At 58.9% G+C, this 12,426-nt stretch carries 13 protein-coding genes; 6 read left to right on the top strand and 7 right to left on the bottom strand.

The window, feature by feature from the left end; genetic code table 11:
- Window positions 1-77: 77 nt before the first annotated feature.
- On the top strand, window positions 78-821 hold the full coding sequence (gene istB / locus AC0L3P_RS38065) for an IS21-like element helper ATPase IstB (protein ID WP_007605871.1): 744 nt from the start codon (window positions 78-80) through the stop codon (window positions 819-821).
- A 377-nt stretch (window positions 822-1,198) separates the two neighbouring features.
- On the top strand, window positions 1,199-1,543 hold the full coding sequence (locus tag AC0L3P_RS38060) for a hypothetical protein (RefSeq protein ID WP_473309186.1): 345 nt from the start codon (window positions 1,199-1,201) through the stop codon (window positions 1,541-1,543).
- A gap of 19 nt (window positions 1,544-1,562) precedes the next feature.
- Here the strand turns inward: AC0L3P_RS38060 and AC0L3P_RS38055 are convergent, their stop codons facing one another.
- Both AC0L3P_RS38055 and AC0L3P_RS38050 read right to left on the bottom strand, forming a co-directional pair.
- Complete coding sequence (locus tag AC0L3P_RS38055; protein WP_473309185.1) at window positions 1,563-2,552, bottom strand: AlbA family DNA-binding domain-containing protein; 990 nt, start codon at window positions 2,550-2,552, stop codon at window positions 1,563-1,565.
- Between the two features lie 101 nt (window positions 2,553-2,653).
- Window positions 2,654-2,839, bottom strand: a complete 186-nt coding sequence (locus AC0L3P_RS38050) for a hypothetical protein (protein WP_473309184.1) — start codon at window positions 2,837-2,839, stop codon at window positions 2,654-2,656.
- A gap of 640 nt (window positions 2,840-3,479) precedes the next feature.
- Between AC0L3P_RS38050 and AC0L3P_RS38045 the strand changes: the two genes are divergently transcribed.
- The 3 genes from AC0L3P_RS38045 (at window position 3,480) to AC0L3P_RS38035 (ending at window position 4,819) form a co-directional block, all read left to right on the top strand.
- The gene (locus AC0L3P_RS38045) at window positions 3,480-3,668 is read left to right on the top strand and encodes a hypothetical protein (RefSeq protein ID WP_473309183.1); all 189 of its coding nucleotides are present in this window, start codon (window positions 3,480-3,482) and stop codon (window positions 3,666-3,668) included.
- A 705-nt stretch (window positions 3,669-4,373) separates the two neighbouring features.
- Complete coding sequence (locus AC0L3P_RS38040) at window positions 4,374-4,595, top strand: hypothetical protein (protein WP_473309182.1); 222 nt, start codon at window positions 4,374-4,376, stop codon at window positions 4,593-4,595.
- A gap of 2 nt (window positions 4,596-4,597) precedes the next feature.
- Window positions 4,598-4,819 (top strand): hypothetical protein, encoded by a 222-nt coding sequence (locus AC0L3P_RS38035; protein WP_473309181.1) that lies wholly within the window; start codon window positions 4,598-4,600, stop codon window positions 4,817-4,819.
- Between the two features lie 819 nt (window positions 4,820-5,638).
- Here the strand turns inward: AC0L3P_RS38035 and AC0L3P_RS38030 are convergent.
- From AC0L3P_RS38030 to AC0L3P_RS38020, 3 genes are all read right to left on the bottom strand, one after another.
- Window positions 5,639-6,061, bottom strand: coding sequence for a hypothetical protein (locus tag AC0L3P_RS38030; protein WP_473309180.1), 423 nt, complete (start codon window positions 6,059-6,061; stop codon window positions 5,639-5,641).
- Between the two features lie 17 nt (window positions 6,062-6,078).
- Window positions 6,079-6,300 carry a hypothetical protein gene (locus tag AC0L3P_RS38025; protein ID WP_473309179.1) on the bottom strand — a complete coding sequence of 74 codons (222 nt, stop codon included), beginning with the start codon at window positions 6,298-6,300 and terminating at the stop codon, window positions 6,079-6,081.
- A 744-nt stretch (window positions 6,301-7,044) separates the two neighbouring features.
- Window positions 7,045-7,392, bottom strand: a complete 348-nt coding sequence (locus tag AC0L3P_RS38020) for a hypothetical protein (RefSeq protein WP_473309178.1) — start codon at window positions 7,390-7,392, stop codon at window positions 7,045-7,047.
- Between the two features lie 2,199 nt (window positions 7,393-9,591).
- On the opposite strand from AC0L3P_RS38020, the gene AC0L3P_RS38015 reads away from it, so the two are divergent.
- Entirely contained in the window at window positions 9,592-9,795 is a 204-nt protein-coding gene (locus tag AC0L3P_RS38015) for a cold-shock protein (RefSeq protein ID WP_247395343.1), read from the top strand.
- Window positions 9,796-10,673: 878 nt separating this feature from the next.
- On the opposite strand, the gene AC0L3P_RS38010 is transcribed toward AC0L3P_RS38015, so the two are convergent.
- Both AC0L3P_RS38010 and AC0L3P_RS38005 read right to left on the bottom strand, forming a co-directional pair.
- The gene (locus AC0L3P_RS38010; RefSeq protein WP_473309177.1) at window positions 10,674-10,853 is read right to left on the bottom strand and encodes a hypothetical protein; all 180 of its coding nucleotides are present in this window, start codon (window positions 10,851-10,853) and stop codon (window positions 10,674-10,676) included.
- An 821-nt stretch (window positions 10,854-11,674) separates the two neighbouring features.
- On the bottom strand, window positions 11,675-11,935 hold the full coding sequence (locus AC0L3P_RS38005; RefSeq protein WP_473309176.1) for a hypothetical protein: 261 nt from the start codon (window positions 11,933-11,935) through the stop codon (window positions 11,675-11,677).
- Window positions 11,936-12,426: the final 491 nt, after the last annotated feature.

Below are 12,426 nucleotides of genomic sequence, written 5' to 3'. Positions count from 1 at the left end.
CAGCGTTCCGCGGACGATGCGCCGATCCTGCATGCCAACATCCGCGGACCGCGCTACTACAATTAGGAGATCATCCCTTGCTCACCCATCCGACCCTCGACCGCCTCAACGCCCTCGGCCTCCACGGCATGGCCAAGGCCTTCGCCGACATCGAAGCCACCGGTGAGGCCGCAAGCCTCGGTCACACCGAATGGCTTGCGCTGCTGCTCGAACGTGAAGCCTCGCTGCGGCACGACAAACGGCTCGCCACTCGCCTGCGTTACGCCAAGCTGCGCCAGCAGGCGTGCGTCGAGGACATCGACTACCGCACCCCGCGCGGTCTCGACCGCCCGCTGTTCGCTAAGCTTGTCGAGGGCCGCTGGATCGACGACCACGTCAATCTCCTGATCTGCGGCCCGGCCGGCGTTGGCAAGAGTTGGCTCGCCTCGGCGCTCGGCCACAAGGCCTGTCGCGACAATCGCTCCGTGCTCTATCAGCGCGTCCCGCGACTGTTCGACGATCTGGCGCTCGCCCGCGGCGACGGCCGCCATCCACGCCTGTTGCGCGGCCTTGGCCGTGTCGATCTGCTGATCCTCGATGATTGGGGACTCGAGCCGCTCGACGCCGGTGCCCGTCACGACCTCCTGGAAATCCTCGAAGATCGCTACGGTCATCGCTCCACCATCGTCACCAGCCAGCTCCCCGTGGACCAGTGGCATCTGCTCATTGGAGATCCCACCTATGCCGACGCCGTGCTCGATCGCCTCGTCCACAATGCCCATCGGCTCGACCTCACCGGTGAGAGCCTGCGCCGAACCCGGCAATCCGCCCGAAAGACTTGAGCCCGTGGCGCTGTGGACATGCCGCTGCGCTTGGACAACGCAATCGCGTTGCCCACATGCCCACAGCAACCGCAGAAGAAGAAAAACAGGTTGAAGTCGCGATTCCAGATTGACCACGCGGCTTGACCGATGCCAGAGAACCAGCCGGCCAGAACGCCTCGCCGCTGGGCGAGATCAAATCGGAAAGGTGGGCGACATCGTCTCGGAATCCACGGGCGACTTCATATCGGTACGCCTGGGCGACTTCGTCGGAATCCGCAAGCGTTTGACCGAACTGCAACATCCGCACGATTTATAGTTCCGCCAACGCAAATATGACAAGCCCCCGCGGTCTCGGTATCACCGAGGGCATGCTCAATGATGACGAGTCCGCTGAGATGGCCCGGTTGACGAATGTGGTCGAGGCGATCGTCGCCGAGCTGGAGCGGCAGGGCGTGGCCGATGCGGTCGCAGATCTCGGGTTCGATCCGATGCCGATGGCCCAGGCGGTGATCCGGGCGGCCGATGGTGTCGTCGTTCCCTTCCCGGGGGCCGCGCAGTCAGGGATAGGCTGGCTTGCGGCGCCCGCCGATCGGCAGCGCGGCTCCGTGGTGCGCTATTTCCGCTCGAGGCTGTCGCGCGGTGTGCGGGGGGGGTCTTCGAACGCATGGGCAGGGCTTCTAACGGGCTTTGGGCCCGTCGAACATGGAAGGAAGATCGAGATTATCGAGGCCGGCGGCTAGCGCGTTCACTCGTCATCGCTTAGTCGTCGCTCCACCCGTAAGGATGGGACCGAGGCGAGCGTCTCTCTTTGGGCGGTACGAGCTTGAGCTGTCCTTTTCCAGTGACAATCAGCCATTCCTCGGAAGTCGAGAAACCCGGAGCTTGAATGCTGGTTTCAAGATAGATGTTGCCGCCCTCTAGGACATCAAAGGGGATTTGAACGGGTACAACTCCCGAGTGCTGCTCGACTTCGCCGTCCTTGAATATCGGCAGGTCGGGTGGGGAATTGATGACGCGTCGGAATATTCGCATCTTCGCGCGAGGAGGCTCGTCCCGCTCGCCAATGGACTTGAACGGCCCGACTTGGAAGGGTATCGGCAAGTCGAGATCAACGAAGAAATCGACTACGACATGGTGAGCGGGAATGTTGGACCGATTTAAAACCACACAGTGCAACATGACGGTTTCAGAGTGTTGCGCGCCCTCACCAATCCGCGGGGTATAAGTTTTCAGTCGCGCGTCGAACCACAGCTCAGTGTAAAGGTCGGGGATTGTGGAACGGCGCATGATATCGCGGATTTCATAGTCATGCATTGGGACGGACTGCAGATCGAAGCGCTTGTAGTACTTTCCGTCCGGTGCTTGGTGGGGCCCGGTCTGGGTCTGAGGGACGGATATCACGTACCCAAACTGGCCGTTTCCCATATCTATACGGGCCGTCTGCACGCCACTCATTCGAGGTTGAACCTTCGAATTCAAGATCTGATCGATCCACTCGCGTGTGATCTTGGGATCGGCAACACCCTCATCGACCCTGCTAGGCTTCTTGGTGACCTTGTCTTCCTCCACGCCATAAACAAGCTGCCCGCCGGCAGAGTTGGCCATAGCTGTAACATCCTTGCAAAGCTCGTCTGGGGCTTTTCCTTCACGGCTGAGGGAAGGGGAGGCTTTGTAGTCAAGGGTGAGGCTTTCCTCTAGGCCCTCGTCAACGAGCCGCTGTAGGTCGGCCTTAGACTTTACATCGAGCATGGGCTCTTCTCTCAGTCGCTGGTGCCCATTCTGGGCGGGACGAAATACGGCCGCACGTCGGCGCTGCGCTGCGCCGCCGTGGCAGGGACTGAGGTGGGGGTCTATTGAACGCGGTCGGCGATGATGCCCAGCATGATCACCGCCGCCGCGAGCAGCCAGGTTACCGTCCTGATATCCTGCCGTGTGTATCGGATGAAGTCGTCAGTGTTGCCGCTGTCCTTGCGTTGCTCTCTGTTCGCCAGAATGCCGACGACGACGACCAAGCCGATGCCGATCAAGGTGAACACAGAGCGTTTCCTTTTATCTGGGTGGTCCCCGGTATCCTCATTACCGAAAGATAGGGACAAGCGCACGCGCTGGTTGCCAGATCGCGACCTTTACCGCGAGATTGATGGGGACAACGCGGGCAGCGCGGAGGCTCCTACTCAGTTGCCGCCCGTGCCCATTTTGGGCGGGTTGAAATCCGGCCGCACGTCGGCGCCGCGCCGGCTCCCATCAGCAAGCGCCGCTCCAAGTGCGACGAAGCATGGTCGCCATGATCTCGTCCACGGGACCGCGTGGATACCGCCTGCACTGGAAGTGCTCAATCCAACTTGTGACGACACGGTCTTGATCGAGGATGACCTTTTCCCTTCGCATTCTCGGCCGCCCTCCACCAAACGCGTCTGGTGGCTTAGCCGGAGGCGGCGCCGGCGATCACTGCGAAGTTCGCCGATTTCTCGCCGTTGAATCGTCCAGAGCCTGCCTGAATTGGTTAGCGGGTTGTTAATCGTCGTTCGGCAGGCTTGCGGTCAGCGCTGCCGATTAGCCCCCAGCCACGGTAGCGCGAACGATGGCCGGCGGCAGTGATGTCCGCCGGCCATTGTCCACATTTAGGCGTGGTCAATGGCTCTTCAGGTCTCGAAGCGCAATGCCGGACTACCCCGAATGAAACTGCTCAACGAGCGACCCTACGCCGAACCGGCAAGTCCAAGGATAGAGCGGTCGAACTCCATCGCCGCCGCGCGATCACTCTGGCAACTGAGCAAATATTTTCCCACTCTTCCTACTCGCTCGCCCGCGCTGTTTTTGAAAGCGCTGCAAGCGAGCGTAAACCGCTTGGCGGGTGCGACCTAGGCGTACGCCGACCTCCTCAGCTGTGGCACCTGCGCCAAAGAGCGAGAGCAATTCCGCCTCTTCGTCCGGCAACCACGGACGCGTCGATGTGCCATTGTTCGTCATGCGCGACGCCCCAAACGCCTAAATACGCGGCGGCGCCGGGCGCCGCGGTGGGTCGGGAAACCGAGTTGGCAGCTCTGAGCGCGGCGGCGCTGGCAAGCGGCTGGGCTCTGGCACGCGATTACCGCGCGTCATCCACGCTGCCAGACGAGCGTAGCTTCGCCTGAGAGCCGGAACGAACCAATGAGATGCGCCCTCGTGATCCATGCCGCAGAACAATGTCCATGAACCATTTAGAAAAGATTGCCGGTTGTTTCCGGTCCGTAACTGATCGTAAATGATGCAATGGCAACAAACGGCCATGGAAGCCAAACGCCCGCATGAAACGATAGGTCAAGACGTCGGTCACCACGAAAGGCGGAGGCCGTTTTTCAATCAGCATCACCGGCAAATGCTCGATGCTCTTCGTGACCGCGATTGGGTGTCGTCTTCGAAGCTTACCGATCACCCCGGAACAAAGCTCGCCCTTCTACGAAACGGATGGATGGAGCGACGCTCAACCTGCAAAGGTGTCGAATATCGTTTGACCGAAGCCGGCCTGACAGAACTTAGCCGCCCGCGATAGGCGCAAACCGGTGGGAAAAGACGAACGTGTCACAGGCTATGGAATTGATCGTCGCTAGCTACGTCAAGGTGCGGGACCGTCGCGCGCTGACGGAGTTGCTAGCGCATCGGCGCAAGGTGCTGGCTGAATTGCAGGCGGTATCAGGCATCAACCCCGAAAACGCGGTCACGGCGATCCAGGACGAACTGGCTGTGATTGAAGCGGGCCGCGAAGAACTTAAACCTCCGCCCGGTTCGGTGCCTGAGAACGAGTGGACCTAGCGATGCGCGTTAACAAGATCAACTGGGACAAAATCGGACGGGTGACGGAGCCGGGTCGATATAAGTGCTTTTTCGGATATCTCACCGTCACGTCTGACGACCTCGATGTGTGGGCACGTTATCCGGACGCGGCGTTTACCTTGGTCACGAAAACGGCCGATGAGCAGTCAGTTGGCGAAGAATATCGTCTCGGCGCGTTCGACATAGGAAATCCTGAACAGTAGCGCGGCGAGCGAAGTGGAAGGGCGGCTTATGGAGCCGTGCATCCGGAGACGAAGCACGGAGGGGCGCGGCCCGGGGGCGGCCAAAGGGTTCTCGAGTTGAGGAAGCTAATCGCTTCACCGTCGACGCGGCCGCTAAGGCCGGCCGTTCGGTTGCTTTCGTCGCCGCACATGACCCGCGCCAAGGCGTTACGCCCGATCTGAACCGCGTCACCGGAACGTCGCTAGAAAAAGGGCGCCGAACTGGACGCGCATGCTGCCGCCGCGTTGTTCCAGATTTAACTCTCCGCGGCGACATCAAGCTTAACCCGCGGTTTCGATTGCACCGGGGCTGCTGAGCGTTACCCTCTCTGCACCGGAAGCCGTCGCGCCATTATATTCGGCGCGGCGGCTTCGTTGATCGGTCACAACGATATGAGCTTCATTTGACAAACAGGCCCGACCATGACCGGTCCGATCTCGTTGAGATGCGACGACAGATCACGAACTTGCGCTCGCAACACTCTGACAATCTTCTCGTCACATCGCGATTGAACCGCTTCCTCGTGAAGATTGCTTTTCTCTCAGAGCCAAAAGATGCGGAGCACGCTCGACATCTTCAGTCTGAATTCGCTCGGATGCTGCGAACTGTTGACGAAATCGTCTCACGAGGCCGATCCACGAAGCCGCGGTTCAAGTAACACTAACGCACGGACGTTCTTGCGCCGATCCGGCTCAGCGCGGATGCTGGATGCAGTCGCGAAGTCGTCCTCGTTTCGCGTATTGGCGCCTTCGCGGCGAGGGGTCGCCGTCTTCTCGGTCGGCGGCCCCGCCCATGGCGGCCTAGTAAGCATGCCGCACTACTCGGGGCAGAGATGGCAGTCTCGGAGAAAACCGGTGGGCAAGCGCGAGCACTGCGGCTTCGTCGGTTTCGAGCGCGATCTTCTGGGCGAGCATCACATCACCAGCCGCCAGAGCACGTTCGGGAACGAAACACCAGCCGATCGCGGGCTGCCCGGATGCGTCGAGCTCTACAACATTGCTCAGGGTACCATATTGAACTCGATATCGTCTGCCGGTGTGAGAACCGGTGACTTCGAAATAGTTGTTGGCATCGAATTGCGCGCGCTGCTCTGGAGACAACCAATCCCGCAGCAGGCGCCGCGAACGCGCTTCCGGGCCGTTTTGCTCGGTGAAGCTCCGATAAAGCTCACGGAGGGCACGGAAGCGCGCACTGTTAGCGTCACTGTGTCTGAACAGAAACATTGTCGCATCTCGATAGCTCAGCCGCCGACGAGCCGCGGATAAAATAGCGTCTCATCCGCGGTGGGATCAAATGACCGTGTGACTTTCGTTTCACTGCCCGCCTTCCGCGTGGCGGCGGTAAATCCCTGATCTGTGAGCTGCTCAAATCGCCGTTCGGCTTCGGAGAGCCCCTTCGGATCAGTCTGTTCAAAAAAATGTCTGCTGTCGCCTTTGTGGTCCAGAACGATCTGGCTAGCCATGGAAGAAGTTCCTCATCGATTAGCCGCTAAGAGTAAGAAGAACCTCGCGGCCCCGAATAGCGTTCCCATTCTCGCCAACTTTCCTCGCAGAATTTCGGATGCGTCGGTCCCTGTCCGGCGTCCTTCGGACGACGTCGCTTGCAGGAACAGGCCTAAAGTTTACGTCTTTGGCGAAAGAGACAGCGGCCCGGACCGGTAAGTCGGTCCGGGCGGTCTCGTTAAACGTGACGCAAGGCGCCAGGCCCCGATCCGGGGACCGTATTCAAGACGTCGCGTCCCCAACCGTCAGGAAATGGAACGAGGGGCCATTGCGCGTCTTCAGCGTTGTCGTTCGCGGCGGCGGGCTTGTTCGCAGCTATAATATCGGAGGGGCAGTCCTCCGCCTAGGGCACCTCAGCGCCACTCGCCGGACAGCGCGCCGCGCACCTCAAATCGATTTGCATGAACACGGCTCCCACCGGAAGCGCGATTGAATTTGCAGAGTTCTCAAAAAATCGATCAACACCAATCAATTGACAAAGATATCGGGTCTCCTTGGTTAGCGGTAGGGGCGCCAACCTGACCTAGTTGGTGGGCAGCGCGATCCGCGTTGCCGCGCGGCCAACACTCTTCCCTCGACCGTAAAAAGACGCTATTCGGGTGTGCTCGGTTTGCTTACGTGTGTCAAAATCGCTACACGTTCTGGGTCCATCAATTGATGATGCTGAACGCCGGCCTGGCAAAAATCGCCCGCCAAAACCGAGCCTATTTCGCCTTAGGCAGATCGCCGGCGGTCCGCACCAGGCGGTCCGCCTTTACCAGGACGCGATCATCAGCCGGCTGCGGTCGCAGTGAAAAGCTGATCGCGACAAAAGCGACGCAGAACACCATGCCCACCGCCATAGCGCGGATGTAGGTTGGCCTATCGGCATTGTGGAACGAGGGGGCGCTGCACCTTATCGACTGGCGCGCGAATTCAGCCGGGGAGCACCTTTGCAGCTGTTCAGCTTCGAGATGATCAATGGAAAGTGCGCGGTAGTGAGCCGCCATCTCACGATAGTGTTGTCGTGAGGAACGATCGATGGCCGTCTCAGCGCGCTTTTTCAAACGCACGGGCGCGGTCGGCAAATTCTGTTGCCTTTGACATCGGCACCTCATTCTAAGGCGGTCCGCTGGACACCATTCGATTGGTAGGCCGACGTATCAATTCGGTTCAACGCGTTGGCGACCGCCGGTTCACGCGGGCGGGCGCATCGTATCGTATGCGCGACGGCTTCCGACCTAGGCCAAGCGGGTGTCCGGGGCTCGTGATCGGTCCCGGTGCGCTTCGTTTGAGAACGAGCTGATCAATATCTCCAGCTTCGACTGCTCTTCGTTCAAGCGCCTTTCGACAATGTGACGCTCGACTCGGTAGCTCCAAGTTGCTCGGGGAGCTTTTTCCTTTCAAGCAGGCAACACTCTCCGCGCCCCTCCGCTCCTGAGATTGCCACATCCGCCGCTGAGATGAAAAAGGCCGCAGGATCAGCTCATCTCCTGCGGCCTTTATTTTCCCGGGAAAATTGAGTGCTTACGTAATGGACACTTCCAGCCCCGGCTGTTGGCGATGATTGCAGAACCTGGTTTGCGGGTTGAGTCCAAAACATGTGTTCCGAAGCGGAACATGGGAGCCTGTTGCGCCTGCGCAACGTCTTGCCCTGATGCGGAAGAGGGCGGACGCATAGCCCGACGTTCTGCCGTGTTTCATCGAGAGTCCGACCCAGTATTCTTGCGGGCGGTTGAGACGTTGGAATCGGTGTAAATTCGGGGAAATGGTGAAAATGCAAGTGCACCATCAACCGTAGCACCAAGCGCGGCCGGCGGGGAGGGAAGCATGGTAGCAGCTCTGCAGATAAACTTTGCGCTGTGGGGAATGATTGTTTGTGCCGCCTGCGAGTTTCTGCAACTCGTCGAATTATTTTAGAACAGCAGCCAGCCCCCGACTGCAATCACCGTCGTGGCGATAATGTACAGCCACGCCAGCGTTGCGATAGCTGCAGCGCTGAAGAAGGCTACCGGTAAAACCATGAAGTCTGCTTTTATGGGAGGCGAGTGAGCTGAGTAAAATTTTTCTCGGTGTCTCTATCCCGTGTACAGATTTGCGGATAGGTGCCAGCGGGCATGGGGCGCCCTGTTTCCACCCCGTGGCCACGGGCCTATGAGGGCGACCGCTTTGATTATCAGGGCGACCACTGTGATCGATTTACCGGCACTGCTGAACTTCTAGAACGTGGAGATCGGCCAATGCGCCATGGCTCGAACTGGGTGAAGGTGAACCTCATCAACACCAGGAAACCTGAACAAGAATGCAGGGCCTCTTCTGGGTCTGGTCTTCGTGGCCGAAACTGAGGCTACGGTCATTCGCTCCCAACTGGGTTCCTGGAGACATCGGCATTTTGTCGAGCATCTCCAAAGGGAGAGATGTGCCACATAATTATTGTATTACTCGTGCGTCAGCTTGCCGGCGGAAATCATCCCCCGCGCGTCCGCAACGGCGCAATTTGCGCCGCGAAGGTCTATGCGGGTTAGAGCACGGTGCAAGGGGTAGGGGTGTCCGCAGCTTCAGAACCAATCGTTTCTTAGCGACCGCGGCTTTCCCGTTTCACGCACATCTGCAAATCAGAATATGGGTCTAGATTGCTAGGCAATCGCGAGCACGGTCCGCGCACGAGTTGCGCGACCTGAAAGTTGCTCTGGCCGCAGCACTTGGGCGGTCGAAATTCAGCGGGTGCCCTTTGGATCGCAAGCGCGATCACTGCTCGGCTGTGACTGCGAACCTGTTGTGTTGCAGTTGAGGGCGCAGCTGCTGAAGGCGATTGAGGCACCGAACCTGAGGCGGGATTAGCCGCGAGTATGGTAGCATCGTTGTTCCCGTTGTTCTTACGGAGCCTGCGCGGCCTTTATTTGCGCCAATATTACGATATGTTTGCCTGCATGTCCGACCACAAGAATGGTCCGCCCAGTTCAGAATTGTCTCTCATCAAGGATGGCGTCGCACCAGGTTGTCGCATCGTGTTGGCCGAGGTGGCTGGTCGAAGATTGTCCGGCAAGTTCGGCGTTGTCCTTGGGCTAGGCTCCACGCGCAACCAGGTACGTGTCCTCTTAGACGGCTCCAAACAGCCGCTCACACTTCACATTCGGTATTTGGATCTACTTGACGCGGGGCATGCCGACTGAATCAGCGTGCCGTCTATCGCGTTCGCGCGCCCGGCGGCCAGCCATTCTTTTGTCGGAAACCCCGCACTAGTTTTCGATTTTGCAAAATGGAGAAGTTAAGTGGCTATGGGGACTGTGAAGTGGTTCAACCCGACGAAGGGTTACGGGTTTATTCAACCTGACAACGGTGGCAAGGACGTCTTCGTCCATATCTCGGCGGTCGAGAAGGCTGGCTTGAGCAGCCTCAACGAGGGAGCCAAGGTCAGCTTTGACGTCGTGAACAATCGCGGAAAGGACTCGGCGGAAAATCTGCGCGTCGGGTGAGCTTTTCGAAGTGCGCCAACCTGGGCGCGCGTCCGCTACTTATCGCTCTGTCCGCATGAAGGGGCTGCGCTCCGATACCAAACGAAGGTCGGGGTCGGCGGACACCGTCAGGGAAGCCTCGATCCGCAGGGGGGTCTCTGGGGGACGCTCAGATACCATTGCCCAGGTGATGACGCCGACTGCAAGAAGGGGCGCCAGTGTCCAAATATACCGCATCGCGTGCCCGCTAGTCCGGTATCAAAGTTCCGATCAGGTTTAGCAGCGCTTGCTGCTGGGACCGTTAGCGCTGTCCCGTAGAACTTGCCAACTTCAATGTACGAGGTCCGTCCTCCTGAGCTGGCATTCGGACGATGCTTCACGACAGGCGTGCTAGAAGGTAATTGCCGCGACAAATACCACACGTCGCCGTTGTCGCTTTCATACAGAACCCGATCGCTCATAGCGACGCAATAGCGTCCGCGTGGTTCGGTTCCTATGGGATCGTGCCGAGGGCGGACGGACTGCTAGAGTACCGCCCCGCTAGAGGCGTCCGCCGCCCCAACGAAAAGGCCGCAGCGGCGAACCACTGCGGCCAGCCGGGTAAAATGAAGACGTGAAATATAGATTCCAGCCCCGGTAAGATAAGCCTACGGCGACAGCACCAGTCCGCAATGTCGTCCATGTCTCACTTGGGAAAAATTAAATGTCAGTGTTGCTGACTGAGGGAGAGCCCGCCGGGGCTGGAATGGCGAGCCCTCAACCTCTAGCACGAGGCCGCGAGATTCAGCGGCCTCATGGCAAGACGGATAATATGCACCGGAGCGTGTCAGATTGATGTCCAACCAATATCGAAATTCGGCAGGTCGCTTCTGATCGAGTGTGAGCCAGCGAGCCTTCAGTTATCGCTGATGCCCAAGTCCAATTCCCAGGTTGAGCGCCTTCTGACGGAGTGCGCCAACAGTGCGCTTGGTCGCCTTGGATATTTTGACGACAGGCGTCCGCGCCTTGGAGTGCGCCTTTAGTTCCTTGATCTCGTCCTTAGTCCACTCGCGGCGAACTACTGTTTTCTTCTTAGCCAAAACGCGCTCCTTCGATGTTGAAAGCGCGGTTTAACAACATGGCTCGCAACCATGCGATGGATGCTCTCAAGACTGCTGGCTTGGACAGAATGGGATGCGGTGCAATCTGCACTGCATCGGTGCGGGCTGCAGTCCGGTTCGGTATCGATCAATGCCCAGCGTTCACCTTGAGCCGGCAATGGCTGGGCACGCAAGCATTTCTCGCCTCGGTCACAGCCTGTTTCTTGGGCTGAAGGTGCGCCGCGACCAGATATAGGAGTCCCGCTATGAATAGCGCTGCCAAGGCCGTGGCTCCCACGCTAACCGCACCTCGCAATAGCAACTGAATCAATTTCCCCAACATGATGGCTGCATAGCCCGCGGTAGCTTAAGAGGTAATTACGCGAGGTCGCCGAGAGCCTGCATGGCGCATTGTGCTTACTAGATAGCCCCGATCCTCACACAGATGACATAGATGATAATGAAAATCGGCAGCGTTCCGAAGAACCACGTGGCGGGCCGGTCATGATCAAGCCGAGCGAACTCGCGGTTCGGGTCCGTGTCTCGCCCGAATGGCGTTGGATCTTTGCTGCCGTGTTGCACAGTCATTCGTCGTCCTTATGAGGCGAAGAATCGAGCTGGCTCGGCGAGGACGTCTGGGGCTGTGGTGCGGGAGGCTCTGTGTCAGGATCAACTGCGGTATGCTTGTTCTGAGTAATCACAAGACCAAAGACGCCCAGTATGGCCAGAATAGTCCCCGCGATCATGAGCCAATGCGGCAATTCGATCGAGGAGAGTAGGCGCATCTATTTCCCCTTTTGGCGTTCAGCCCGCCGATACGATTACGGTTTCGTATCTTTCGGACGCTCGTCGCCTGGCTCAGCAGGCGGAGATGCTGGCGCGGGAATTTCCGCCGCGGGCGACGGAGCGATGCAATCACCCGCCCAAATCTTGGTTCCTTTGACGGCGCCGATCAGTTTGCAGCCCATTGGCGGCTGCGGCTTGACGTTAACCGAAGGCTTTTTGGCTGCTTTCGGTGGAGCGGCTTGAGCAAAGGCGCCAGTCGTAATCAGCAGCGCGACGAGTCCGACTAGTCGCTTCATGGTCCATCCCCTCGACCGTTGAACGCGTGTAATTTCCCTTCGCCTGGGTGATGCCACGATCCGGGCTAGGACCCAGATCGTTTCAGTGCAGCCTGCACCGAAAGCTTCTGGTCACCGCAGAACTCGCCTCACGTTTCTCAGCCCAACCGAACCAGACCCGTTTGCATCAAGATGATGATCGTTACAGCCGCGTAGCTAAGGGCGCTCAAATACAACATCGCGATACGCTCTACTCAACTTTAACCCACCGGAAAGTATGATAGGCCGACCATGGTTAATGAACCGTTCGGCGGCAGTCGCGAGTTGGATTTTCGCTCAGCCCAGGGTGGATAGTGTTGCCGCCGCGGTCTGGCGGGAGGCGTCGAGCGTTGTGGCGGCGGTCAGTCACGCCAGGTGACGGGGGAGGACCCCCGGCTAGCTGTGGAGCCTCAAGAGGTTGTCCACGGTCAGACCGAGCCTGCTGATGGGCGTTTGAGATTTTATCCCGGCGT

The sequence above is a fragment of the Bradyrhizobium sp. WSM4874 genome, assembly GCF_055811835.1.
This window is presented reverse-complemented; position numbering and strand designations above follow the sequence as displayed.